Raw genomic sequence first — 24,571 nt, 5'->3', positions numbered from 1 at the left:
GGACGACGACGCCCGGCCACCGGGAGGGTGGTCGGGCGTCGTCGGCGGGGCGGCGTGTCAGACGCCGGTGCCGTGCGTCCGCTCGTTGTCGATCTCGTCGATGCCGACGCTGTCGTGCCGGGCGGCGTCGGCAGCCTGCCGCGCCTCCTCGGCCTCGAGCTCGCCGCGCTGGGCCTCGAGCAGAGCGTCGCGCGCGATGCGGCGCTCGCGCTGCGCCTCGGGGTCCGGCACGGGGACGGCGGCGATGAGCCGCTGCGTGTACGGGTCCTGCGGGTCGTGGACCACCTGCGCGGCCTCGCCCACCTCGACGAGCCGCCCGTTGCGCATGACCGCGATGCGGTCGGACAGGATCTCGACGACGGCCAGGTCGTGGCTGATGAACAGGCACGCGAAGCCGTGCTCGCGCTGCAGCTCCTGGAACAGGTCGAGCACGGCGGCCTGGACGGACACGTCGAGCGCGGACGTCGGCTCGTCGGCCACCAGCAGGCGCGGCTCGAGGGCGAGCGACCGGGCGATGCCGACGCGCTGACGCTGACCGCCCGACAGCTCGTGCGGGTAGCGGTTGCGCATCGCGCGCGGCAGCCGCACCTGGTCGAGCAGCCGCTCGATCTCGCGCTGCGCCGCCTGCCCCTTGACGCCCCGGTGCAGCAGCAGCGGCTCGGCGATGGACTCACCGATCGGCAGGCGCGGGTTCAGCGAGGAGCCCGGGTCCTGGAAGACGATCCCGACCTTGGTGCGCAGCGGCTTGAGGTCCTTGTTCGACGCACCGACCATGTCCTGGCCGACGATCTTCAGCGACCCGCTCGTGACGGGCAGCAGCCCGACCACGGCGCGGCCGATCGTCGTCTTGCCCGAGCCGGACTCCCCGACCAGGCCCACGACCTCGCCCTGGCGGATCTGCAGCGAGACGCCGTCGACGGCGCGGAACGTCGGCGTGCGGCGCCGTCCGGGGTACTCGATGACGATGTCCCGCGCGTCGAGCGCGAGCGGCTCCTCGCCGTCGGCCGGCGGCGCCGGCGCGTCGACGGGTGCCGTCGTGGTCGCGGGGCGCGCGGCGTAGGCGGCCGCACCCTTGCCCAGGTGCGGGACGGCCTCGAGCAGCTTGACCGTGTACGGGTGCTGGGGGTTGCGGAAGACGTCGAGGGTCGGCCCCTGGTCGACGATCCGGCCGTCCTTCATGACGATGATCTTGTCCGCCATGTCGGCGACGACGCCCATGTCGTGCGTGATGAGCACGATGCCCGCGTCGATCCGCTCGCGCAGGTCCCGCATGAGCTTGAGGATCTCGGCCTGCACCGTGACGTCGAGGGCCGTGGTCGGCTCGTCGGCGATGAGCAGCTTGGGGTCGCACGCCAGGGCCTGCGCGATCATCGCGCGCTGCCGCTGCCCGCCCGAGAGCTGGTGCGGGTAGGAGTCGACGCGCTTGTCGGGGTTCGGCAGGTCGACGAGCCGCAGCAGCTCGATCGCGCGCTCACGCGCCTCGGCGGGGCCGATCTCGAAGTGCGCGCGCAGCGTCTCGACGATCTGGAAGCCGATCGTGAACACCGGGTTCAGTGCCGTCATCGGCTCCTGGAAGATGACCGCGATCTCCTTGCCGCGGATGCGGCGCAGCCGGCTCGTCGACATGCCGACGAGCTCGCGGTCGTCCAGCTTCGCGGAGCCCCGGGCACGGCCGTTCGGCGGCAGGAGACCCAGCAGCGCCATCGAGGACTGCGTCTTGCCCGAGCCGGACTCGCCGACGATCGCGAGCACCTCGCCCGGACGCACGTCGTACGAGACGTCGGCCGCGGCCGGGTACCACGTGCCGTCGACGTAGAAGTCGACGCCGAGGTCCCGCACCGACAGCACGGGCTCGTCGGTACGGGTGGGGCCGGGAGGCGTGTCGAGTGCCACCGTTCAGCGTCCTTCCTGCACGCGCGCCGTCGGCCCGGTGGGGGCGGCGTGGTGCCGGTCTGCGAGCATGGTCACGTGGGAGCCACGCAGGAGTTCACGTCGGGTTACGGGCGAGTCCTGACCCTCGCCGGTGCGGCGATCGGGCTGGTCGCGCTCGTGTCGGTCACGGTGCAGGACGGCGCGGGCGAGGCGCTGCGCGCGCTGCCGCTCGTCGGCCTGGTCGTGGTCGTGCTGTGGGCGCTGTTCTGGCGACCCGGGGTGGAGGTGTCCGACGGCGAGGTCGTCGTGCGCAACGTGCTGAGCACCGTGCACGTCCCGTGGCCCACGTACCGCGAGGTCGTGTACGGCTGGTCGCTCGTCGTGCGGACCAGCGACGGTGACGTGACGGTGTTCGCCGCACCCCGCGCCAGCGCCACGGCCCGCCGGGTCCGCCGAGGCCGCGCACCGCTGCCCGGCGCCGTGCCGGCGCCCGGCCGCCCGGTGCGCTCGCTGCAGGCGACCGCCGAGAGAGTCGGCGCGGCCATCGAGGCCCGGCACGACGCGCTGGTCGCCGCGGGCCACCTCGACGGTGCGCAGCGTGTCGCCGTCGAGCAGGGCCTGACGACGACGCGCCGCGTGCACGTCGTGACGGTGGGCGCCGTCGCGGTGCTCGCCGCGGCGAGCGTCGCCGTGCTGACCGGCGGCTGATCCGCCGCAGCCCGGCGTCGGCACCGCGGTCACGAGCCCGTGCCGGCGTTGCGGACGTCGTCCGCCGGCCGCACGGTCGAGGCGTTGGCGCGGGCGGCCGAGCCGTCCGCCTCCATCGCCTTGGCCATCTTGCGCTCCGACGGGATGCGCTTCTGGCGCGGGTCGAACGCGTCGCGCAGGCCGTCGCCGATGAAGTTGATGCTCAGCGCGATGACGACGATGAACAGGCCCGGCCACCAGAACAGCCAGGGCCGCGTGGCGAACGCCTGCTGGTACTGGTTGATGAGCTGGCCGAGCGAGATCTCGGGCTGCTGCACACCGAACCCGAGGAAGGACAGGGCCGTCTCGAGCAGGATCGCCGAGCTCATGAGCAGCGTCACCGACACGATGACCGTGCCGATCGCGTTCGGCAGGATGTGCTTGAAGATGATGCGCATGTTGCTCGCACCGGCGACCCGGGCCGCGTCGACGAACTCGCGCTCGCGCAGCGACAGGAACTCGCCGCGCACGAGGCGCGCGAGGGTCGTCCACAGGATCAGACCCATCGCGATCGCGAACACCAGGCCGCTGACGCCGCCGGCGATCTTGCCGATGACCGCACCGATGACGATGGTCGGGACCGTGATGACCAGGTCCGTCAGCCGCATGAGGACGGTGTCGTAGCGGCCACGGAAGAAGCCGGAGGCCGCGCCGACCGCGATGCCGATCACCGCGGAGACGGTGCCGATCACGACCATGACCATGAGCGACGTCTGCACGCCGGCCATGACGCGCGCGAAGATGTCGCGCCCGATTTCGTCCTGGCCGAACGGGTGGTCGCCGATCGCGAAGCCGGAACCGCCGAGCCACGTCGGCAGGGACATCGACGGGCGGCCCGCGTCGACGACGGACGGCGTCTGGTACGGCGTCCACTGCCACCAGCCGGGCACCGGCCCGACACCGACGGAGGTGAGCGCCAGCAGGGTCGTGAGGCCGAGCATGACCAGGCCGAGGATCGCGCCCTTGTGACGGAAGAAGCGCCGGCGGACGATCTGGCCCTGCGAGAGCCCCTCGACCTCCTTGAGCTCGATCTCGTTCTCGAGGTGCTCGTCGACCGGCGGGCCGGACGGGGGTGTCATCGGGATGCTCATGCGTCCAACCGGATCCGGGGGTCGATCGTCGCGTACACGATGTCCGCGATGATGTTGGCGAGGATGGCGAGGATGGCGGTCACCAGCAGGTAGGCCATGACCGGCTCGATCTCCGCCTCGGTCAGCGACCGCACGAAGAGCTGCCCCATGCCCGGCCGTGCGAAGACCGCCTCGGTGATGATGGCGCCGCCGATCAGCGTGATGACGTCGATCGGCACAACCGTCGCGAGCGGGATCAGCGCGTTGCGGAACCCGTGCCGCACGATGACCAGTCGCTCCGGCAGGCCCTTGGCGCGCGCGGTGCGGATGTAGTCCTGGTTCATGACCTCGAGCATGCTCGAGCGGGCGTAGCGCGTGTACGACGCGAACGCGATGAGCACGAGCGTCGCCGTCGGGAGCGCCAGGTGCGTGAACGAGTCGAGCACCTGCACCCAGTAGTTGCCGCCGAGGTTGGGCGTCCGGTCACCGAAGGTCGGGATCGGCCGCCCGTCCAGGGCCTTGAAGTACGGCCCCCACACCTGCAGCACCTGGTCGACGAAGATCAGCGCGCCCATGACGAGCGCGACGACGGCGCCCGTGTGCGCCGACAGGCGCCAGTCGGCGCCGCCGTACAGCCGTCCGACGAGGTAGCCGACCGCGGCGGCGACCAGCGCCAGGCCGACGATGAGCCAGTTGGACTCGGTGATCGAGTCGAACAGCACCTGCATCGGGAAGTACAGGACCGCACCGAGCACGACCACCGTCAGGGCGGTCCACAGCGCGCGCCGGTTGTGCAGGCCCGCGAAGACGCCGACGACCGCGACGGCTGTGCCCGCGCCCAGCACCACGAGCAGGACGGGCCCGATCTGCGGCCGGTCCCACCACCCCGTGAGCTGGATGTAGGCGAGGAGCGCGACGTTGGCGGCGGTGGCGATCCCGAAGACCTGCACCCGACGCCGCGGCGATCCGCCGATGGCGAGCGACCACAGGAGGCCGACGAGCAGGGACGCGCCGATGATGACGGGCCACGCGATCACCGGGTCGCGCAGGAAGTCGTTGAAGCCGATCGCGGCCCACTGCTTGAGCAGGACGGCGACCCAGAACGACGGCAGCGAGAACAGCAGGAACGACAGGAAGATGGTGATGTAGTCGAACGCGCTGTACTGGCGCAGCGCGGACACGATGCCCACCGTCACGCCCAGGATCACCGCGAGGAACGTGGCGGCCGTCACGAGCTCGAGCGTCGAGCCGATCGCGTGGGTGAGCAGGCTGCTCACGTCGCGGCCCGAGCGCCAGGCCGTTCCCAGGTCGCCGGTCAGCACGTTGCCGAACCACTGGAAGAACCGGACGACCACGTTGACGTCGAGGTTCAGGTCGGCGATGCGCTGCTCGATGAGCTGCTGCTTGTTGGGCGCGGTGCTCTCGATGAGGTCCTGCAGCGGGTCGATCGCGCGGTCGACCAGCAGGAACATGAGGAAGAGCGCCACGACGAGGGTGGCGATCCCGGCCGCAATGCGGCGAAAGAGGAAGTTCAGCACGGAGGGCTACCTCGGGTGTGACGGGAAGCCTGTCGCCCGGGATCGTATCCCGGTGACGTCCAGGTGGGTGTGGGACGCGGTCTGGTACGCACGCACGACGAGGGCGCCGGAGAGGCCCTGGGCCTCGGCGCCCTCGTCGTGCGTTGAGCAGTCGGGACCCCGGCACGCACGCGCGCCGGGGTCCCGGACCTCACTCGGCCGCGGCCTCGCCGGCGGTCCACTCCCAGAAACCGTAGAAGATCGTCGGGGAGATCGAGATCTTCTGGACATTGCCGACCTTCGAGGTGTTCCAGGCGGTGACGCCGGGGAACTGGAAGATCGTCACGCCGAACGCGTCGTCGATGAGGTGCTTCTCGACCTCACCCAGGATGCGCTCCTGCTCCGCGGGGTCGGTCTCGGTCTGCAGCTCGTCGTACAGCGCGTCGACCTCGGGGTTGGAGTACCCGTAGTAGTTGTTCGTCGCACCGGTGCGGTAGTTCGCGTCCGACTCGGTGACGGCGGTCGCGGTGGACTGCCAGCCGAAGAGCGCCGCGTCGTAGAACGACGTGGAGTTCGACAGGTCGGTGCCCCAGTCGACCTGGACCGTGTAGGGCACCACGTCGAACCCGGCCTGCGCGGCCGACTGCTTGATGATCTCGAACTGGTTCGTGCGTCGGGTGTTGTTCGGGTCGAACAGCATCCGCACCTGGACGCTCGGCACGCCGACCTCGGCCAGCAGCGCCTTGGCGCCGTCGATGTCGACCTCGCCGTACTCCGTGGCCTGGCCGTTCATCCCGACGATGCCGTCGTACATCGGCGAGCCGGGCACCTGGGTGAACGAGTTGCGGACCTCGGCGTCGGGGTTCAGCGGGCTGATCAGGTCCTGCACGATCTTGTCGCGCGGGATCGTCTTGAGGAACGCCTGACGCACCTTCTGCGCCTTGGCGGCGTCGCCGCCGTAGGTCGCCGGGTCGAAGACGCCGCCGTTGGCCTGCTGCATGTCGACGTGCTCGTACGTGCCCTCGATGTTGCTCTCGACCTCGAGGCCGTCGATGGCCTCGAGCGCGGTGAGGACGTCAGCCGTGGCCTGCGGGCTGATGAGGTCGACCTCGCCGTTCTGCAGCGCCTGGACCTGACCCATGGGGTCGCCGTTGTAGCGCAGCGTCACCTTGTTGAAGACGGCCTCGTGGTCGCCCTTGTACTCCGGGTTCGCGGTGAGCGTGAGGTACTGCTCCTCGACGAACTCCGAGATGTTGTACGGGCCCGAGGTGACGAGCAGCTGCGGGTCGTCGGGCAGGGACGCGAAGTTCCAGTCGTCGCTCCAGACCTTGGCGATCTTGGCCAGGTCCTCCGAGTTGTTCTCGGTGATGGCGGACACGAGCGCGTCGGTCGCCTCCTCCGCGTCCTCGATCCCGAGGGCACGCTGCGCCACGATGTGCGCCGGGAGGTTGTTGTCGATCGCCGTCTCCCAGTCCGCGAAGGGCTTGGAGTACACGAAGGTGATCGAGTCACCGTCGATCTCGGGGGTGTCCTCGATGAGGGCCACGGCAGGGTTCGACGCGTCGAAGAAGATGCCCGCGTCGATGGCGTCCTGGTTGACGACGTTGCCCTCGGCGTCGTACTCCGCCTCGACGTTGTTGAACTTGCCGCTCTGGGCAGCCCACTCCAGCAGCAGGTCGGCCGGGCCGGCCGCGACCCCGTCGGACCACTGCGCCGTGTCCGCGTAGGTGTACTCGATCGTCAGCGGGTCGTCGGAGACCTTGGTGTAGGTGCCGAACGACTCGTCGATCACGAGGTTCAGGTCGTGGTCGTAGTCGTTGAACCGCGAGTTCGCCATGTACATGACCACGGCGTTCTTGGTCGCGTTCCCGGTCGTGCTCTCCGTGTTGGCGGACGAGAACGGCTGGTCCCAGGCGATGTTCAGCGCGGTGTCGGTGTTGATCCCCGCGTTGTCGTCATCGCCGGCACCCCCGCCGGCACCCTCGTCGGCGCCCGTGCAGGCAGCGAGCGCGAGCACGCTGACCGTCGCGACCGACGCGAGGACAGCCTTGCGTGTGATCCTCAATGTTCCTCCTGAGACGTGGTGGACGTGGCCGCGCGACCCCGTCGGTGCAGCTCGGGGTCCGGGCGCGAGCGTCCGCCTGAATTGTGGCCACGCTAGCCCCGGGGCGGGAGACAATCGAGACATGGACAGACGCCCATGTCGATCGTTACCTGATTGATACTGGTCAGTACCGTCCATCATACGAGACGCACGAGGCGGTAACGCGCCTGAAACGACCATGACACATCCCACGTTCGGGTGGCGCGGGACCTCAGGTCGCTCCACTGGCCAGGGCGTCTGCTAGGGAGGCCGAGCGGGACCCCGCGCCACGCTCATCCCCCGTCCCGCCGGTCCTGCCACGTGCACAGGCACGAGCGGTTGCCGTCCGCGTCCGCCAGTACCCAGAAGCTCGGCGCCTGCGCGTCGTCGACAACCCGGCCCCCCGCGGCCACCGCTGCGTCGATCCGCCCCTGCACCGCCGCGGGGTCGACCCACACGTCGAGGTGCCACCGCTGGCGCGGCTCGTCCGACCCCGACGGCTGGAACCAGACCGGGGGGTGCGCACCGGCCGGGTCCCGGACCTCGTCGTCCGCCCCCGGTCGGCGCTCGTAGCCGAGGAACGCCTGCCAGAAGGGCAGGACCGCACCGCCGTCCGGCGCGTCCAGCGCCAGCTCGACGCTCTGCAGGTCCGTCCCGTCGTGCGTCAGCCCCGCGTCGGCCGCCAGACGGGACACGGTGCGGGCCAGGTCCACGTCGCGCTGCGTGACCCCGTCCGCGTCGTGGCTCCACAGCCGGACGTCCACGTGCCCCCAGCGCAGGTCGAGGTCCGGGTGGTGGTCGGCCTGCTCGGCGGCGGCACCGATCGCGTCGACCAGCGCGAGCCCGGCGGCGAAGCCGCCCGTCGTGATCCGTGTCCGCAGCCCGTCGCTGAGGTGGACCCAGCCGACCAGGCCGGCGTCCGCGGTCTGCTGACCCGTGAGCTTCGTCACCATGGCGGCATCGTGGCGCACGCCGCGCCGTCGCGCCTGTCGAACGGACGACGACCCCGGTGCAGCGGCGGGCGGGCGCCCCCGCGCCCCACCCGTACCGCGGCACCGCACGGCACACTGAGGGCGTGGACGACCTGCACGTCGCTCCGGGACCCGGCGCTCCCGCGGGCCTCACCGTGCCCGCCGCCGACCTGCTCGAGCAGTTCTCGCGCGCGTCCGGGCCCGGGGGCCAGGGCGTCAACACCACGGACTCGCGCGTACAGCTGAGCATCGACCTCGGGACGACGACCGCCCTCGACGGCGTGCAGCGCGAGCGCGTGCTCGGCCGGCTCGCGCCCCGGCTCACGGGCACCGTGCTGACGATCAGCGCCGCCGAGCACCGCTCGCAGCGGCAGAACCGCGCGGCGGCACGCGAGCGCCTGGCCGCGCTGCTGCGCGAGGCGGTCGCTCCCCCGACGCCCCGCCGTCCCACCCGGCGCACGAAGGGCTCGCAGCGCCGCCGCCTGGAGGACAAGCGGGAGCGGTCGGCCCTCAAGCAGGAGCGCCGGCGCCCCGGGCGGGACTGACCGGCGGGTCAGACGTTGAAGCGGAACTCCACCACGTCGCCGTCGTGCATGACGTAGTCCTTGCCCTCGATGCGGGCCTTGCCGGCCGCACGCGCGGCGGCCACGGACCCCGTCTCGACGAGGTCGTCGAACGAGATGACCTCCGCCTTGATGAAGCCCTTCTGGAAGTCCGTGTGGATGACCCCGGCGGCCTGCGGGGCCGTCCAGCCCTGGTGGATCGTCCAGGCGCGCGACTCCTTGGGACCGGCCGTGAGGTACGTCTGCAGGCCGAGGGTGCGGAAGCCGACGCGCGCCAGCTGGTCCAGGCCTGCCTCGGTCTGGCCGTTGGCCTCGAGCATCTCGCGGGCCTCGTCCTCCTCGAGCTCGACCAGCTCGGACTCGAACTTGGCATCGAGGAAGATCGCCTCGGCGGGCGCGACCAGGGCGCGCAGCCGCTCCTGCATCGCGGTGTCCGCCAGCCCCTCGTCGTCGGTGTTGAAGACGTAGATGAACGGCTTGGACGTCATGAGCTGCAGGGCGCGCACGTGCTCGTCGTCGGCGAGGCCGGCGGCGAACAGCGTCTGGCCGGTCTCCAGCACGGCGAGCGCGCGCCGGGCGGCGTCGAGGACCTCGGGGTCCGTCTTCTTGCCGCGGACCTCCTTCTCGAGCCGCGGGATCGCGTTCTCGAGCGTCTGGAGGTCCGCCAGGACCAGCTCGGTCGCGATGATCTCGATGTCGCCCTCGGGGTCGACCTTGCCGCTGACGTGCACGACGTCCGGGTCGGCGAAGGCGCGCGTGACCTGGCAGATCGCGTCGGCCTCACGGATGTTGGCGAGGAACTTGTTGCCGAGGCCCTCGCCCTCGCTCGCGCCCTTGACGATGCCCGCGATGTCCACGAACGAGACCGTGGCGGGCAGGATCCGCTCCGAGCCGAAGATCTCGGCGAGCGTGTCCAGGCGTGGGTCGGGCAGCGGGACGACGCCCACGTTCGGCTCGATCGTGGCGAACGGGTAGTTCGCCGCGAGGACCTGCGCGCGGGTCAGCGCGTTGAAGAGGGTGGACTTGCCGACGTTGGGCAGTCCGACGATGCCGATGGTGAGAGCCACGGGCGTCGAGTCTACGCAGCCGTCCGGGCGCCCCGAGCCGCCCGGCGGGCGGGGCCGCCCGCCGCCGGCGTCACGCGAACGTGCGCATCTTCTGCAGCAGGTCCGGACCGCGCCGGTCGAGCATCGACCCGCCCACCCGGACGCCGACCACCAGGACGACGGCCCCCAGCACCAGGCCGACACCCAGGGCGGCCCACCCCAGCGCCGCGGACTCGCGCACGACCGCGAGCAGCGCCAGCACGGCCGTCGGCGCACCCAGCGCGCCGATCGCGGTGAAGCCGACCAGCTGCGACGTGAACGCCGCCGCGCTCGAGCCCTGCTTGGTGCCGAACGGGTTCTCCCCCGGCTGCTGTACGGGGTAGACGACGGCCGCCGAGACGACGCTCGCACCGCCGAGCGCGGTCAGGAGCAGACCGACGCTCGCCCCGAGCAGGGCCGGCAGCGCGTCCCACCGGTCGGCGTACCAGACGGTGCCGACGACCACGACGAGCGTCAGGACGAGCCCCAGGGAGCCCGCGACGAGCACACGGCCCCAGCGGTCCGCCAGGCCGCGCAGCGGTGAGGCGAGGTGCGTCCAGTAGGCGGTGCCGTCGTAGGCGACGTCGGCCGAGATGCTCCAGCCCACCGTGAAGGCGGCCGCCGGGCCGGCGACCAGCACGATCGCGCCGTCGGGTGCGGAGATCGCGAGCAGGACGGGCAGCACGGGGACGATCGCGACCGCGATGGCGTAGCGCGGGTCGCGCAGCCAGTACGTGGCGGCGCGCGCCGCGACCGCACCGGTCGGGGTCGCGGGCAGCCGGCCGAACCAGCCGAGCCCCCGCGCGCGGGAGTCGCCGCCCGCGCTGACCGGCTCGGTGAGGGTGCGGTCCAGGGCCCACGACCAGGCCCGCAGCGCCACGACGAGCGTCGCGAGCGCGACGACGAGCCGCAGCAGCAGCCCGCCCCAGTCGCCGGCGGCGACGGCCGGCGCCAGCGCCCAGGCCGCACCGAGCGGCGTCCACGACAGCACGCGCGCGACGGACTCCAGCCCGACGCCCGACGCCCCTTCGGCGACGGTCGACAGGATCGGGCCGAGGAAGATGAACGGCAGGATCGCGAGCGCCGCGACCACCTCGCGCACGCGCCGCCGCCCGATGACGGGCGCGAGGACGGTCGTGGTGGCACGCGCACCGAGCGTGCACGCGAGCACCGCGAGCACCGCGCCGACGAGGGCGGCCAGCGCCGCGAGCGGCTCGCGCCACCACGCCAGGGGCGTCGCCAGGGCGCTCAGCGTCGTCACGACGCCCGGGATGCCGATGAGCCCGGCGATCGTCAGCCCGACGAGCAGGTCGCGCCGGGGGACGCCGAACGTCACGAAGCGGCGTGGGTCGAGCGTCGCGTCGACGCCGAACGCGACGAGCGGGACGACCCACCAGCCGAGCACCAGGAGCGAGCCGACGACGACGAGGAGGTCCCCGCGCAGCTGGACGTCGACGAAGCCGAGCCCGACCGCACCCGCCACCGCGAGCCCCAGCAGCGTGAGCCCGTACAGCGCGGCCACGACGAGTCCGACGACCTGCCACGCGCTGCGGCGCAGACCGTTGCGCAGCAGCGTGAGCTTCAGTCGGACGAGGTGCGCAACCACGCGATGCCCTCCCCCGTGATCCGGCCGCCGACGAGGTCGACGAAGCGCTCCTCGAGCGACCTGCCGGCGCGCACCTCGTCCACCGTGCCCGCCGCGAGCACGTGGCCCTCGGCGATCACCGCGACGTGGTCGCACATGCGCTGCACGAGGTCCATGACGTGCGACGACACGACGACGGTCCCGCCGCCGGCGACGTACTGGTGCAGGATCTCGCGGATGTTCGCCGCCGAGACGGGGTCGACGGCCTCGAACGGCTCGTCGAGCACCAGGACGCGCGGTGCGTGCACGAGCGCGCAGGCGAGCGCCACCTTCTTGGTCATGCCGGCGGAGTAGTCGACGACGAGCGTGTCGGCGTCCTGCTCGAGCCCGACGGCGGCCAGCAGGTCGCGCGTGCGCGACGTGACGGTGGGACGGTCGAGCCCCTGCAGGAGCCCGGCGTACGTCACGAGCTGCGCGCCGGTGAGGCGGTCGAACAGGCGGACGCCGTCGGGCAGGACGCCGATGCTGCGCTTGACCTCGGTCGGGTGGGCCCACAGGTCGACGCCGTGCACCAGCACCGTGCCGGCGTCGGGTCGCAGCAGCCCGGTGGCCATCGACAGCGTCGTCGTCTTGCCCGCGCCGTTGGGACCGACGAGGCCGTAGAACGACCCGGCAGGGATCTCCAGGTCGATGCCGGCGACCGCGACCTTCTGCCCGAACCGGCGCCACAGCCCCTGCAGGGCGATGGCGGGCGCACCCGCCATGGTTGCGGAGGCGCTGGTCACAGGCCCGGGCACAGGCCCAGGACCTGGCTGCGGGAGGGCGGGTGGCGTCGTCACCCGACCGAGGATAGGGGCGGGCACCCACTGCCGGGATCGGTCGCGGGACGGAGACCCTGCTCCGTCCCGCGACGGGTCCGCAGGGTGCGCCGGCCCACCGCACGGCACCGCCTCACGTCCCGTGTCGGTGGGCGCTGGCACGCTGCGCACCATGGACGACACCACCCTCGGCACCCTCCCGCTGCTCCTGGGCGCCCTGCTCCTCGGGGGGGCGCTCGGTGCCCTCGTCGCCTGGGTGCTCGCGTCGTCGCGCGCCGCCCGGGCGGCCGACGAGCGGGTCCGCGCCGCGGAGGTCGACGCCGCGCGTGCGCGGGCGCACCTGGAGTCCGAGCGCGCGGGTGCGGGCGACCGCTTCCGGGCGCTCGCCGACGAGGCCCTCGCGGCGACGAGCGAGCAGTTCCTCGCCCTGGCCCACCAGCGGCTCGCGGCCGAGCACCAGACGCAGGTCGGTGAGCTGGTGCAGCGCGAGCAGGCGGTGCGGGCGATGGTCGAGCCGCTGTCGCGCACGCTCGACCACGTCCGCAGCGAGCTCGTCGAGGCCGAGCGCGCCCGCGTCGAGGGCAACGCCGCGCTGGGCGAGCAGGTGCGCGCCATGCGGGCCGCGTCCGAGCAGCTGCGCGGCGAGACGTCGCAGCTCGTCACGGCCCTGCGCTCGTCGCAGGTGCGGGGACGCTGGGGCGAGGTCCAGCTGCGCCGCGTGGTGGAGGCGGCCGGCATGCTCGCGCACGTCGACTTCGTCGAGCAGGAGCAGGTCCGCACCGACGACGGCCTGCAGCGGCCCGACATGGTCGTCAAGCTCGCCGGCGGCAAGCACGTCGTCGTCGACGCCAAGGTCGCGTTCCTCGGGTTCCTCGACGCCGCGCAGACGGACGACGAGACGGTGCGGGCGCAGCGGCTCGCGGCGCACGCGCGGCACGTCCGCAAGCACGTCGACGACCTGGCCTCGAAGCGCTACTGGGACCAGTTCGCCCCGGCACCCGAGTTCGTCGTCATGTTCGTGCCGGCGGAGTCGTTCCTGCACGCCGCGGCCGAGCAGGACCCGACGCTCATCGAGTACGCCTTCGAGCAGAACGTCGTCATCGCGACCCCCGTCACCCTGCTGACGCTGCTGCGGACCGTCGCGTACGCGTGGCGGCAGGACTCGCTCGCGGCGAACGCGCAGCAGGTGCTCACCCTGGGCAAGGAGCTGCACGGACGCCTGGCGACCATGGGCAGCCACCTGGCGCGCCTCGGCCGCTCGATCGACGCGGCGGCGGGCGCCTACAACCAGGCCGTCGGGTCTCTGGAGACCCGGGTGCTGGTGAGCGCGCGGCGCTTCGCCGACCTGAACGTCGTCGACGGCGACCTGCCGACGCCCGATCCGGCGAACCCCCGGCTCACGGCGCTCAGCGCGCCCGAGCTGGTGGCGTCAGCGACCGACCAGGTCGTCGCGCTCGACGACCTGGTGCTGGGCGACCGGGTGTTGGGCGACCGGGTGTTGGGCGATCGAGCGCTCGGGGACCCGGCGGGAGCCCGGGACGCCCGGGCGCTCGCCGACGAGGCCGCCGCGCCACGGTCGCGCGACGGGAACGCCTCGACCGCGTGAGCGGACGGCGCGGACACCTCAGGCGGGCTGGACGTCCAGCCGGCGGCGGCCGTCGGGGCGCGGGCGGCCGGTCGGCTCCCCCGCGGCCTTGAGGTCCGCGCGCAGCTCGCGCGGCAGCGAGAACATGAGGTCCTCCGTCGCGGTGCGGACCTCCTCCACGTCGGCGAAGCCGTGCGCGGCGAGGAACGCCAGGACGTCGTCCACCAGGATCTCGGGGACCGAGGCACCCGACGTGACGCCGACCGTCGTCGCCCCCGCGAGCCAGGCCGGGTCGATCTCGGCGGCCTTGTCGACGCGGTACGACGAGCGTGCCCCGGCGTCGAGCGCGACCTCGACCAGCCGCACCGAGTTCGACGAGTTGGCCGACCCGACCGTCAGCACCACGTCGCACGCGGGGGCGAGCTTCTTGACGGCCACCTGGCGGTTCTGCGTCGCGTAGCAGATGTCGTCGCTCGGCGGGTCCTGCAGGTGCGGGAACCTCACGCGGAGCCGGCGGACCGTCTCCATCGTCTCGTCGACCGACAGCGTGGTCTGGGAGATCCACATGACCCGCTCCGGGTCACGGACCTCGACGTGGTCCGCGTCGGCCGGGGAGTTGACGACCTGGATGTGCTCGGGGGCGTGACCCTGCGTGCCCTCGACCTCCTCGTGGCCCTCGTGGCCGATGAGCAGGATGTCGAAGTCCTCGGCGGCGAACCGCACGGCCTCCTTGTGGACCTTGGTCACCAGGGGGCACGTCGCGTCGATCGTCTGCAGGTTGCGGGCCGCGGCGGTCGCCTTCACGGCCGGCGAGACGCCGTGCGCGGAGAAGACGACGCGCGCTCCCTCGGGCACCTGGTCCGTCTCGTCGACGAACACCGCGCCGCGCGCCGCCAGCGTGTCGACGACGTGGCGGTTGTGGACGATCTCCTTGCGGACGTACACCGGGGCGCCGTAGTGCTCGAGCGCCTTCTCGACCGCGATGACCGCGCGGTCCACGCCGGCGCAGTACCCGCGGGGCGCCGCGAGCAGGACGCGCTTGCGCGCGGGGCGCAGGTCGTGCGCGCGCGCGTCGACGGGGTCCGGGGCAGCGTGGGTCACCGCGCCAGTCTAGGCCGGGGGCCGCGCGGACCCCGGGTGACGCCCGCCACCGTCACGCGACCTCCACGGCACCGCGGTGTCGGCGGCGCGGACGGGCCGTGTCGGCGGCGTGAGGCAGGCTGGGTCCGTGCAGGACGAGACCAGCGCCCCGACCGCCGCAGCCCCCGCGTCACCCGCGGCGCCGCTGCCGCTGCCGCTCAAGGCGGCCGACACCACGCCCGAGCGGCCGTGGCCCGTGCGGCACCTCGCGCCCAAGGTGGCCGACTACGTCGCACGCATGCCCCCGGTCTGGGTCGAGGGCCAGCTGCTCAACGTGCGCCGGTGGAACTCGCTGCTCTTCCTCACGCTGCGCGACACGGACCTCGACATGTCGCTGTCGGTGACGCTGCCGGCCGTGGCGGCGATGAGCCTGGGCGACCGGTTCGCCGACGGTGCGCACGTCGTGGTCCACGCCCGCCCGCAGTACCAGGTGAAGAAGGGCGCGCTGGGGTTCACGGCGGACCGGGTGCGGCTCGTCGGGCTCGGGGAGCTGCTCGCGCGCATCGAGCACCTCAAGGGCGTGCTGGCGGCGGAGGGGCTGTTCGACGAGTCCCGCAAGCGCCCCCTGCCGTTCCTGCCCGCGGTCGTCGGCCTGGTGTGCGCGCAGCAGGGCGACGCCGAGCACGACGTGGTCTCGAACGCGCGCGCCCGCTGGCCCGGCGTGCAGTTCGAGATCCGGCGGGTCACCGTGCAGGGGCCCAGCGCGGTCCCCGAGGTGAGCGCGGCGATCGCCGAGCTGGACGCCGACCCGCGCGTCGAGGTCGTCGTCGTGGCGCGCGGCGGCGGCTCGTTCGAGGACCTGCTGCCGTTCAGCAACGAGACCCTCGTGCGTGCGGCGGCCGCCTGCCGCACGCCGCTGGTCAGCGCGATCGGGCACCACATGGACGCCCCGCTGCTCGACCTCGTCGCGGACCTGCGCGCGTCGACGCCCACGGACGCGGCCAAGCGGGTCGTGCCGGACGTCACCGAGGAGCGCGCACGCATCGTGCAGGCCCGCAGCCGCACACGCGCCGCGCTCACGCACCGGATCTCGCGCGAGGAGTCGACGCTCGCCCACCTGCGCACGCGTCCGGTCGTGGCACGTCCCGAGACGCTCGTCGACCCGCACGAGGCCGCGCTGCACCGGCAGACGGCGCGCGGCCGCACGCTGCTCGACGCCGCCCTCGCGCAGGCGTCCACCGCGACGGCTCGGCTGGCCGGGCAGGTGCGCGCGCTGTCCCCCGCCGCCACGCTGGAGCGCGGGTACGCGGTGGTGCAGCGGGCCGACGGCGCCGTCGTGCGCAGCCCCGCGGACGTCGCGCCGGGCGACCCGCTGCGCGTGCGCGTCGCCGCGGGCGAGCTGACGGCCGCCGTCACCCCCTGACACCCGTGGCGGGGCATCCGGAGCGGGCCGTGCCCGTGGGACGGTGCGGCTCGCGTCGGACGCTCCTGGTTGACTGTGCGCGTGGCACGACGTGAGACGACCGACCCCGCCGGTGCGGGGACCCCGGCAGCGCCCTCCCTCCCCGACCCCGCGACGCTCGGCTACGAGCAGGCGCGCGACGAGCTGGTCTCGATCGTGGCGCGGCTCGAGTCCGGCGCGGGGACCCTCGAGGAGTCGCTCGCGCTGTGGGAGCGCGGTGAAGCCCTCGCGGCGCGCTGCCAGGAGTGGCTCGACGGCGCGCGGGCACGGCTGACGTCCGCGCGGAGCGGAGCGGCGCCCGACGCGGCGCCGCAGGCCCCGGGCGCGGCGGCGGACATCGACGAGCAGGAGGAACGGTGAGCGACGGCACCCCCGGTCGCGCCCTGGTGGTCGGCGAGGCGCTCGTCGACGCGGTGCGACGGCCGGACGGGACCCGCGGCGAGCATCCCGGCGGCAGCCCCGCCAACGTCGCCCTGGGGCTGGCCCGCCTCGGTCGGCCCGCCGACCTGCTGACCTGGCTCGCGCCCGACGCCGAGGGTGACCTCGTGCGCCGGCACCTCGAGAGGTCGGGCGTCCGGGTGCTGCACGGCGACCGCACGCCCGCGAGGACGCCCGTGGCGACCGCCCACCTGGACGCCGCCGGCGTCGCGACGTACGAGTTCGACCTCGAGTGGGACCTGCCGTCGTCGTGGGACGAGGACGGCGACGCGCCGCTCGTCGTGCACACGGGGTCGATCGCCACCGTGCTGATGCCGGGCGCCCCCAAGGTCGCCGCGCTGCTCGAGAGCCGTCGCGAGGTGTCGACCCTGACCTACGACCCGAACCTGCGGCCCGCGCTCATGGGTGAGGCGGCCGACGTGCTGCCCGTCGTCGAGCGTCTCGTGCGGCTCGTCGACGTGGTGAAGGTCAGCGACGAGGACCTCGCGTGGCTGCAGCCCGGCGTCGCACCGGCCGAGATCGCCGAGACGTGGAGCCGGTCCGGTCCCGCGCTCGTCGTCGTCACGCACGGCGGCGAGGGCGCGTTCGCTGTCACGTCGGCCGGCGCCCGGCTCTCGGTGACGGCGCCGCGCGTCACGGTCGCCGACACGGTCGGCGCGGGCGACTCGTTCATGGGCGGCCTCATCGACGGCCTGTGGTCGGCCGGGCTGCTGGGCGCCGGCCGCCGGGCCGCGCTGCACGACGCGGACCCGGCCGTGCTGCAGAAGGTGCTGGAGCGCTGCGCCCGGATCGCCGCGATCACGGTCTCGCGACCCGGTGCGGACCCGCCGCGACGCGCCGAGCTCGATGACGTACCCGCCGCCACGGACACGAAGGGAGCCGGCGCATGACCGCCGCCACCACCGCCCCCACGACCCCTGCCGCCGCGTGGGCGGAGCTCTGCGCGGGCAACGTGCGGTTCGTCGAGGACCGCATGCTGCACCCGTCGCAGGGCATCGACCGGCGCGCCGAGCTGAGCGCCGAGCAGCACCCGTTCGCGGTGGTGTTCGGCTGCTCGGACAGCCGCGTCGCGGCCGAGATCATCTTCGACCAGGGACTGGGGGACCTCTTCGTCGTGCGCACCGCGGGCCACGTGCTCGACACCACGGTCATCGGGTCCATCGAGTACGGCGTGACGGTCCTCGGTGCACCGCTCGTCGTGGTCCTGGCGCACGACTCGTGCGGCGCCGTGGCCGCCGCCGTCGACGCCATCACCAACGGCAACGTGCCCCCCGGGTTCGTGCAGGCCGTGGTCGACCGCGTGATCCCGTCGATCGTCGGGCTCACGGCGTCGGGCCGACCGCTCGACTCGTTCGACGCGGCGACGCTCGGGCACCAGCACGTGCTGCACACCGCACGCCAGCTCCACGGCTACTCGGTGTCGCTCGCCGACGAGATCGCCGCCGGGCGCTGCGCGATCGTCGCGCTCGAGTACACCCTCGCCGACGGCCGGGCGCGCCTGGCCCACGTCATCGGGGACATCGGCGCCGGCATGGGCGTTGTCCCCCCGCAGGACTGACGCCGGCCGGGGGCGTCAGGCCGCGGTCTCGCCCTCGCGCTCCCGGTCGGCTCGGCGACGCGCGCGCTCGGTCGCGCGCCGGCGCTCCTCGACGCTCTCCTCGTCGGAGCGCCGCGCCGACTCCTCGTCGAACGTGAGGTTGTCCCCCGACTCGGGGTCGAACAGCAGGAGCCGCGACGGGTCGAACCAGAGCTCGGCCGTGTCGCCGTCGCGCACGTGCGACTCGGCGCCGAGCGCGGCGACCAGCTGGGTGCGCAGGTTCTCGCCGTCGAGGTCGCGGTCGAGCTCGGCGAGGGTGCCCGCGACGTCGCCGCGCGTCTCGAACGGGACGTACGCGTACAGCTCCGCGCCCAGCCACTCGACGACGTCGACGTCGGCCTCGAAGGTGACGCCCTTGGCGCGCGTCTCGTCGTCCAGCGTGTCGGCGTCCTCGAGGTGCTCGGGCCGCAGACCGACGATCACGAGCTTGCGGTCGCCGATCCGCGCGCGCAGCTCGTCCGTCAGCGGGACCTCCGTCAGCGGCATGCGCAGCACGTCGCCGTCGACCTCGCCGGGCAGGAAGTTCATCGGCGGGGAGCCGATGAACCCGGCGACGAACAGGTTGACCGGCTGCTCGTACAGGGCCCGCGGGCTCGCGACCTGCTGCAGCACGCCCTTCTTGAGGACCGCCACACGGTCGCCGAGCGTCATGGCCTCGGTCTGGTCGTGCGTCACGTAGATCGTGGTCGTGCCGAGCCGGCGCTGCATGCGGGCGATCTCGGTCCGCATCTGGCCGCGGAGCTTCGCGTCGAGGTTGGACAGCGGCTCGTCGAACAGGAACGCGCGGGCCTCGCGGACGATCGCGCGGCCCATCGCGACGCGCTGCCGCTGCCCGCCGGACAGGTTCGCAGGCTTGCGGTCGAGGTGCTCCTGCAGCTCGAGGGTCTCGGCAGCCTTCTCGACGCGCCGCCGGACCTCGTCCTCGGGGTACTTGCCCTTCTCGAGCCGCAGCGGGAACGCGATGTTCTCGAAGACGCTCAGGTGGGGGTACAGCGCGTAGTTCTGGAACACCATCGCGAGCTTGCGGTCGCGCGGCGCCTTGTCGTTGACGACGTCCCCGTCGATCGAGATCTCGCCGTCGCTGATGTCCTCCAGCCCGACGACCATCCGCAGCAGCGTGGACTTCCCGCAGCCGGACGGGCCCACGAGGATGACGAACTCCCCGTCGTCGATGTCCAGGCTGACGTCGTTCACGGCCGGGAATCCGTCGCCGTACTTCTTCACGACGTGGCTCAGCGTGATCGCGGCCATGGCGCTCCTCCTCCTGCTCCGACGGCGGGTCAGCCCTTGACGGCGCCCTGGGTGAGCCCGGCGACGATCTGGCGCTGGAACAGCAGCACCAGCACGACGACGGGGACGGTGACGATGACGGCCGCGGCGGAGATCGCCCCGGTCGGCTCCTCGAACTGCGAGGCACCCGTGAAGAACGCGAGCGCCGCCGGCACGGGGCGGGCGGCCTCGGTGGACGTCAGCGAGATGCCGTAGACGAAGTCGTTCCACGCGAGGAAGAACGCGATGATCGCGGTCGTGGCCACACCGGGCCCGGCGAGCGGCACGATGACCTTGCGGAACGCCTGCGCGGTCGTGGCGCCGTCGACCTGCGCGGCCTGCTCCATCTCCCACGGGATCTCGCGGAAGAACGCCGTGAGCGTCCAGATGGACAGCGGCAGGGTGATCGACAGGTACGGGATGACCAGCCCCGCCCACGTGTCGAACAGCCCGATCGCGCGCCAGATGTTGAACAGCGGCGTGACGATCGAGATGACCGGGAACATCGACACCGCGAGCGACAGCCCCAGCACGAACGCCTTGCCGGGGAAGTCGAGCCGCGCGACCGCGTACGCGCACAGTGCCGCGAGCACGACCGAGATGGCCGTGGCGATGAGGCAGATGCCCACCGAGTTGCGCAGCGCCGGCAGGAACAGGCCGGACGCGTCGCCCGTGAGGATGAGCTGGTAGTTCTGCCACGACACGGACGTGGGCAGGAACGAGCCGTCGTCCAGGTCCGAGGGCGCCTTGAGCGACAGCGACAGGATCCACGCGACGGGGAACAGGCAGTACAGGAAGATGAGCAGCCCACCGACCCACCACCACGCCTTCGACCGCCCGCTCATCGTCCCGCCCTCGTCGACGCCGCCAGGTTGACCTTGAAGCCCTTGACGAACACGATCGCGATGAGCGCGACGCAGATCGTCAGCAGGACGGAGACGGCCGAGCCGATGCCGATCTCGAGCCGCTGGATCGTCTGCCGGTAGGCGAGGAACGAGACCGACTCGGTGCCCGCCGCACCGTTCGTCATGATGAAGATGTTGTCGAAGATCCGGAACGCGTCGAGCGTGCGGAACAGCAGCGCGACCATGATCGCGGCCTTCATGTTGGGGATCGTCACGCGACGCATGCGCTGCCACCACGTGGCCCCGTCGACCTTCGCGGCCTCCTGCAGCTCGCCCGGGACCTGCGCGAGGCCCGAGAGCAGCAGCAGCGAGATGAACGGCGTGGTCTTCCAGATCTCCGAGATCGAGATGACGGTCACCGCGGTCCCGAACGACGCGAACCAGTCCAGGTCGTCGGGCACGAACGGCAGCCAGCTGTTCACGAACCCGCTGGTCAGGTCGAACATGAACCGGAACGCGAACGCCGAGACGACCGTGATGATCGCGTACGGGATGAGGATCGCGGTGCGCAGCGCCGGCCGCAGCGTGCCCAGCGCGTGGTTCATGACCAGCGCGAGCGCGAACCCGAGGACGAGCTCGACGACGACCGTGACGACCGTGATGAGGACCGTCACGCCGAGCGCCCGCCACCAGATGGGGTCGGACAGGATCAGCGAGAAGTTGCCGAGGCCGACGAAGCGCCGCGCGTCGGGGTTCGTGAGCTTGTAGCTGAACAGCGAGTCCCAGACGGCCTGCAGGATCGGGTACCCGACCACGGCCAGCAGGACGAGGATCGCCGGTGCGCACAGCATCATGCCGAGCCGTGCCTCCTGGCGCCCGCGGTCGGACCGGTGGGGCCGGGGCGGCTTGCGCGTCGCCGCGTCGGCGGCGGCGGGGACGGCGGTGGTGGCGGCGCTCACAGCAGCGACCTCCCCTGCAGGACGTCGATGACGAGCTGGTCGGCCCGTCCGGGGCTGGAGTCCGGCGACACCGCGCGCGGCGGGTGCCACGTGCGCTGCAGGCTCGAGGACACCTCGTTGTAGAAGGGCGTCTGCGGACGCGGTGCCGCCTGCTGCAGGGACTCCCGGATCAGGTCGGCCATGGGGAACGCCTCCTGGACCTCGGGGTCGTCGAAGGCGGCGAGCGCCCCGGGCGGGTTGCCGTCGGACAGGTAGTACTCCGCCTGCTTCTCGGGCTGGACGATGCACTGCGCGGCCTCGAAGGCCAGGTCAGGGTGCTCGCTGAAGGCGCTCACGCCCAGCGTGACCCCGCCGATGGGCGGGCGGGACTGCTCACCCTCGACCGCCTGGGGGTACATCGCCCAGCCGTAGTCGTCGACGACCGACTGGTCGAGGCTGCCCGCCTCGACGGCCGCCTTGGCGCGCTGCCACACGAACGGCCAGTTGACCATGAAGCCCGCGGCGTCACCCTCGAACATCGAGGCGTTGATGTCCTCGTCGGCGTTGGACAGCTGCGCCCCGCCGACGCCTGCCGCGGTGAGGTCCGCGATGATCTGCGCGGCCGTGCGCCCCGCGTCGGAGTCCAGGCTCGCCGTGACCTGCTGCGGGTCCTCCTCGTCGGGGTTCTCGAGGATGTGCCCGCCCGCGGACTCGACCAGCGCGTTCACCCAGACCGTGAGCGACTCCGCGCGGGTGCCCTGCACGGCGACGGTGACGTCCTGGTCGTCGGCCGCCGCGATGACCTGCTCCCACGTCACCGGCCGGGTCATGTCGAGCCCCGCGGCCTCGGCCACGGCCTTGCGGTACCAGAGCAGCTGCGTGTTCGCCCAGAACGGCACGACCACGAGCTCGTCGCCGAACGTCGCCGCGGCGACCGCGCCCTCGGCCACGTCCTGCGTGACGACCTCGGCGACGTCGTCCGGCACGTCCGCGAGGAAGTCGGCGTTCGAGAACTCCGGGACGAACGGCGGGTCGATGCTCATGAGGTCGATCGACGTGTCGGCGGCGGCCAGGCGCCGCACGAGCTGCTCGCGCTGGCTCGGTGCGTCGCGCGGCAGCAGCGCGACGTCGAGGCGGTACGCGCCGTCGGAGGCCTCGCTGCACTCCCGCGCGATGCGGGCCTGCCCCCCCGAGTCCGGGTTGATGTACCACGTGAGCGTGGGAGGGCCCGCCTCGGCCGAGGCGCACGCGGCGAGCGGCGCCACGAGCACCAGGGCGAGGAGGGCCGCGCGTCGTCGCACGTCGGGAACCTGACCTCTCGCGTCGTCGGGAAAGGGCCGGGCGTTCGATCACATCGCACTACGACCTGCCCGGTCCCGCCACCGGAGGCGCCCGGCGAGGTGCGCAGCTGCGGTGCGCGGCACGGCCGACGACCCCCGCGGCGGTGGAAGGATGGGCTCATGACTGACACGAACGGTCCCGACGCCGCGGCCACCGCGGACGTCGCCACCCCCGGCTTCCGCATCGAGCACGACACGATGGGCGAGGTGCGCGTCCCCGCCGACGCGCTGTACCGCGCGCAGACGCAGCGCGCGGTCGAGAACTTCCCCATCTCGGGGAGCACGCTCGAGCGCGGCCACATCGAGGCCCTCGCACGGGTCAAGAAGGCGGCCGCGCGGGCCAACGCCGAGCTCGGCGTCCTCCCGCAGGACGTGGCCGACGCGATCGCGACGGCGGCCGACGAGGTCGCCTCGGGCGTGCACGACGCCCACTTCCCCGTCGACGTCTACCAGACCGGCTCGGGCACCAGCTCGAACATGAACACCAACGAGGTCCTGGCCACGCTCGCCACGCGCCTGCTCGGGCGCGCGGTGCACCCGAACGACCACGTCAACGCGTCGCAGTCGTCCAACGACGTGTTCCCGACGTCCGTGCACGTGGCCGCCACGGCAGGTGTGGTCCGTGACCTCGTCCCGGCCCTCGAGCACCTCGCGGGCGCCCTGGAGGCGAAGGCGACCGCGTGGGCCCACGTCGTGAAGTCCGGGCGCACGCACCTCATGGACGCGACGCCGGTGACCCTCGGGCAGGAGTTCGGCGGGTACGCCGCCGCCATGCGCTACGGCGTCGAGCGCCTGCAGGCCGCGCTGCCCCGCGCCGCCGAGGTCCCGCTCGGGGGCACGGCCGTGGGCACCGGCATCAACACCCCCGCCGGCTTCCCGCAGCGGGTCATCGCGCTGCTGGTCGAGGACACCGGCCTGCCGCTGACCGAGGCGCGCGACCACTTCGAGGCGCAGTCGTCGCGCGACGGCCTCGTCGAGCTCTCGGGCGCGCTGCGCACGATCGCGGTCAGCCTGACGAAGATCTGCAACGACCTGCGCTGGATGGGGTCGGGCCCCAACACGGGCCTCGGCGAGATCGCGCTGCCGGACCTGCAGCCCGGCTCGTCGATCATGCCCGGCAAGGTCAACCCGGTCGTCCCGGAGGCCGTGCTCATGGTCTGCTCGCGCGTCGTCGGCAACGACGCCACGGTCGCGTGGGCGGGCGCGTCCGGCTCGTTCGAGCTCAACGTCCAGATCCCCGTCATCGCGTCGGCGGTGCTCGAGTCGGTCCGCCTGCTGGCGAACGCCTCGCGCGTCCTGGCCGACCGCACGGTCGTGGGCACGACGCCCAACGTCGAGCGCGCCCGCGCGCTGGCCGAGTCGTCGCCCTCGATCGTCACGCCCCTCAACCGCACCATCGGCTACGAGAACGCCGCCAAGATCGCCAAGCACGCCGTGAAGGCGGGCGTCACGATCCGCCAGGCGACCCTCGACCTGGGCTTCGTCGAGCGCGGCGAGCTCACGCTCCAGCAGCTCGACACCGCGCTCGACGTGCTCGCGATGACGCGTCCGCCGCAGGCCTGAGACGCTCCGGGCGTCCGGGCCGCACGTCGGTCCGGACGCCCGGACGAGTGAATCCACCCGTCGGCCGACCCAACCTTTTCTGTCACCCGAACGGGTGTTATCGATCCTCCCACCTGCGGGTTTGGGTCACCTAGCATCGCCGT

The 24,571-nt window shown here is 72.7% G+C and carries 21 protein-coding genes; 8 read left to right on the top strand and 13 right to left on the bottom strand.

Annotated elements, in window-relative coordinates:
- Positions 1–57 precede the first annotated feature (57 nt).
- Complete coding sequence (locus tag KKR89_RS04805) at positions 58–1,893, bottom strand: ABC transporter ATP-binding protein (protein WP_208198104.1); 1,836 nt, start codon at positions 1,891–1,893, stop codon at positions 58–60.
- Between the two features lie 75 nt (positions 1,894–1,968).
- On the opposite strand from KKR89_RS04805, the gene KKR89_RS04800 reads away from it, so the two are divergent.
- Positions 1,969–2,580 (top strand): hypothetical protein, encoded by a 612-nt coding sequence (locus KKR89_RS04800; protein ID WP_208198103.1) that lies wholly within the window; start codon positions 1,969–1,971, stop codon positions 2,578–2,580.
- Positions 2,581–2,609: 29 nt separating this feature from the next.
- Here KKR89_RS04800 and KKR89_RS04795 read toward each other — a convergent pair whose 3' ends face one another.
- The 4 genes from KKR89_RS04795 to KKR89_RS04780 form a co-directional block, all read right to left on the bottom strand.
- Positions 2,610–3,710, bottom strand: a complete 1,101-nt coding sequence (locus tag KKR89_RS04795; protein WP_208198102.1) for an ABC transporter permease — start codon at positions 3,708–3,710, stop codon at positions 2,610–2,612.
- Positions 3,707–5,227: an ABC transporter permease gene (locus KKR89_RS04790; RefSeq protein WP_208198101.1), complete on the bottom strand. Its 1,521-nt coding sequence runs from the start codon at positions 5,225–5,227 to the stop codon at positions 3,707–3,709. The genes KKR89_RS04795 and KKR89_RS04790 overlap by 4 nt, the downstream gene beginning before the upstream one ends.
- 190 nt (positions 5,228–5,417) lie before the next feature.
- On the bottom strand, positions 5,418–7,271 hold the full coding sequence (locus tag KKR89_RS04785) for an ABC transporter family substrate-binding protein (RefSeq protein ID WP_208198100.1): 1,854 nt from the start codon (positions 7,269–7,271) through the stop codon (positions 5,418–5,420).
- A 311-nt stretch (positions 7,272–7,582) separates the two neighbouring features.
- A complete protein-coding gene (locus KKR89_RS04780) occupies positions 7,583–8,242 on the bottom strand; it encodes a 4a-hydroxytetrahydrobiopterin dehydratase (RefSeq protein WP_208198099.1) in 660 nt (219 codons plus the stop codon).
- 122 nt (positions 8,243–8,364) lie between these two features.
- On the opposite strand from KKR89_RS04780, the gene arfB reads away from it, so the two are divergent.
- Entirely contained in the window at positions 8,365–8,805 is a 441-nt protein-coding gene (gene arfB, locus KKR89_RS04775) for an alternative ribosome rescue aminoacyl-tRNA hydrolase ArfB (RefSeq protein ID WP_208198098.1), read from the top strand.
- An 8-nt stretch (positions 8,806–8,813) separates the two neighbouring features.
- On the opposite strand, the gene ychF is transcribed toward arfB, so the two are convergent.
- The 3 genes from ychF to KKR89_RS04760 all read right to left on the bottom strand — a co-directional run bounded on the left by ychF (position 8,814) and on the right by KKR89_RS04760 (position 12,257).
- Entirely contained in the window at positions 8,814–9,890 is a 1,077-nt protein-coding gene (gene ychF / locus KKR89_RS04770) for a redox-regulated ATPase YchF (RefSeq protein WP_208198097.1), read from the bottom strand.
- A gap of 70 nt (positions 9,891–9,960) precedes the next feature.
- The gene (locus KKR89_RS04765) at positions 9,961–11,514 is read right to left on the bottom strand and encodes a hypothetical protein (RefSeq protein ID WP_208198096.1); all 1,554 of its coding nucleotides are present in this window, start codon (positions 11,512–11,514) and stop codon (positions 9,961–9,963) included.
- Positions 11,490–12,257, bottom strand: coding sequence for an ABC transporter ATP-binding protein (locus tag KKR89_RS04760; RefSeq protein WP_208198095.1), 768 nt, complete (start codon positions 12,255–12,257; stop codon positions 11,490–11,492). The genes KKR89_RS04765 and KKR89_RS04760 overlap by 25 nt, the downstream gene beginning before the upstream one ends.
- 226 nt (positions 12,258–12,483) lie before the next feature.
- On the opposite strand from KKR89_RS04760, the gene KKR89_RS04755 reads away from it, so the two are divergent.
- A complete protein-coding gene (locus KKR89_RS04755; protein ID WP_208198094.1) occupies positions 12,484–13,917 on the top strand; it encodes a DNA recombination protein RmuC in 1,434 nt (477 codons plus the stop codon).
- Between the two features lie 18 nt (positions 13,918–13,935).
- Here the strand turns inward: KKR89_RS04755 and KKR89_RS04750 are convergent, their stop codons facing one another.
- A complete protein-coding gene (locus KKR89_RS04750; protein WP_251141019.1) occupies positions 13,936–14,997 on the bottom strand; it encodes a 4-hydroxy-3-methylbut-2-enyl diphosphate reductase in 1,062 nt (353 codons plus the stop codon).
- A gap of 127 nt (positions 14,998–15,124) precedes the next feature.
- On the opposite strand from KKR89_RS04750, the gene xseA reads away from it, so the two are divergent.
- The 4 genes from xseA to KKR89_RS04730 all read left to right on the top strand — a co-directional run bounded on the left by xseA (position 15,125) and on the right by KKR89_RS04730 (position 18,434).
- Complete coding sequence (xseA, locus tag KKR89_RS04745) at positions 15,125–16,399, top strand: exodeoxyribonuclease VII large subunit (protein WP_208198093.1); 1,275 nt, start codon at positions 15,125–15,127, stop codon at positions 16,397–16,399.
- An 81-nt stretch (positions 16,400–16,480) separates the two neighbouring features.
- A complete protein-coding gene (locus KKR89_RS04740) occupies positions 16,481–16,798 on the top strand; it encodes an exodeoxyribonuclease VII small subunit (protein WP_208198092.1) in 318 nt (105 codons plus the stop codon).
- Positions 16,795–17,766, top strand: a complete 972-nt coding sequence (locus tag KKR89_RS04735) for a carbohydrate kinase family protein (protein WP_208198091.1) — start codon at positions 16,795–16,797, stop codon at positions 17,764–17,766. The genes KKR89_RS04740 and KKR89_RS04735 overlap by 4 nt, the downstream gene beginning before the upstream one ends.
- A complete protein-coding gene (locus tag KKR89_RS04730) occupies positions 17,763–18,434 on the top strand; it encodes a carbonic anhydrase (protein WP_208198090.1) in 672 nt (223 codons plus the stop codon). Before KKR89_RS04735 ends, KKR89_RS04730 begins: the two co-directional genes overlap by 4 nt.
- A 15-nt stretch (positions 18,435–18,449) precedes the next feature.
- Here the strand turns inward: KKR89_RS04730 and KKR89_RS04725 are convergent, their stop codons facing one another.
- Genes KKR89_RS04725 through KKR89_RS04710 form a run of 4 tightly spaced genes read right to left on the bottom strand, consistent with a single transcriptional unit; the run spans position 18,450 to position 22,826 of the window.
- On the bottom strand, positions 18,450–19,724 hold the full coding sequence (locus KKR89_RS04725) for an ABC transporter ATP-binding protein (protein WP_208198089.1): 1,275 nt from the start codon (positions 19,722–19,724) through the stop codon (positions 18,450–18,452).
- A 29-nt stretch (positions 19,725–19,753) separates the two neighbouring features.
- On the bottom strand, positions 19,754–20,587 hold the full coding sequence (locus tag KKR89_RS04720) for a carbohydrate ABC transporter permease (RefSeq protein ID WP_208198088.1): 834 nt from the start codon (positions 20,585–20,587) through the stop codon (positions 19,754–19,756).
- Positions 20,584–21,546 (bottom strand): carbohydrate ABC transporter permease, encoded by a 963-nt coding sequence (locus KKR89_RS04715; protein WP_208198087.1) that lies wholly within the window; start codon positions 21,544–21,546, stop codon positions 20,584–20,586. Before KKR89_RS04715 ends, KKR89_RS04720 begins: the two co-directional genes overlap by 4 nt.
- Positions 21,543–22,826 (bottom strand): extracellular solute-binding protein, encoded by a 1,284-nt coding sequence (locus KKR89_RS04710; RefSeq protein ID WP_208198086.1) that lies wholly within the window; start codon positions 22,824–22,826, stop codon positions 21,543–21,545. Before KKR89_RS04710 ends, KKR89_RS04715 begins: the two co-directional genes overlap by 4 nt.
- Before the next feature lie 159 nt (positions 22,827–22,985).
- Between KKR89_RS04710 and KKR89_RS04705 the strand changes: the two genes are divergently transcribed.
- Entirely contained in the window at positions 22,986–24,428 is a 1,443-nt protein-coding gene (locus KKR89_RS04705) for a class II fumarate hydratase (RefSeq protein ID WP_208198085.1), read from the top strand.
- Positions 24,429–24,571 lie beyond the last annotated feature (143 nt).

The organism is Cellulomonas dongxiuzhuiae (assembly GCF_018623035.1).
Classification (GTDB): domain Bacteria; phylum Actinomycetota; class Actinomycetes; order Actinomycetales; family Cellulomonadaceae; genus Cellulomonas; species Cellulomonas dongxiuzhuiae.
This window is presented reverse-complemented; position numbering and strand designations above follow the sequence as displayed.

Bases quoted from the DNA above. Each gene is read 5' to 3' on its own strand.
- KKR89_RS04795 (WP_208198102.1), bottom strand. From the start codon at position 3,710: ATGAGCATCCCGATGACACCCCCGTCCGGCCCGCCGGTCGACGAGCAC.
- KKR89_RS04780 (WP_208198099.1), bottom strand. From the start codon at position 8,242: ATGGTGACGAAGCTCACGGGTCAGCAGACCGCGGACGCCGGCCTGGTC.
- KKR89_RS04760 (WP_208198095.1), bottom strand. From the start codon at position 12,257: ATGGCGGGTGCGCCCGCCATCGCCCTGCAGGGGCTGTGGCGCCGGTTC.
- KKR89_RS04755 (WP_208198094.1), top strand. From the start codon at position 12,484: ATGGACGACACCACCCTCGGCACCCTCCCGCTGCTCCTGGGCGCCCTG.
- KKR89_RS04730 (WP_208198090.1), top strand. From the start codon at position 17,763: ATGACCGCCGCCACCACCGCCCCCACGACCCCTGCCGCCGCGTGGGCG.
- KKR89_RS04725 (WP_208198089.1), bottom strand. From the start codon at position 19,724: ATGGCCGCGATCACGCTGAGCCACGTCGTGAAGAAGTACGGCGACGGA.
- KKR89_RS04720 (WP_208198088.1), bottom strand. From the start codon at position 20,587: ATGAGCGGGCGGTCGAAGGCGTGGTGGTGGGTCGGTGGGCTGCTCATC.
- KKR89_RS04705 (WP_208198085.1), top strand. From the start codon at position 22,986: ATGACTGACACGAACGGTCCCGACGCCGCGGCCACCGCGGACGTCGCC.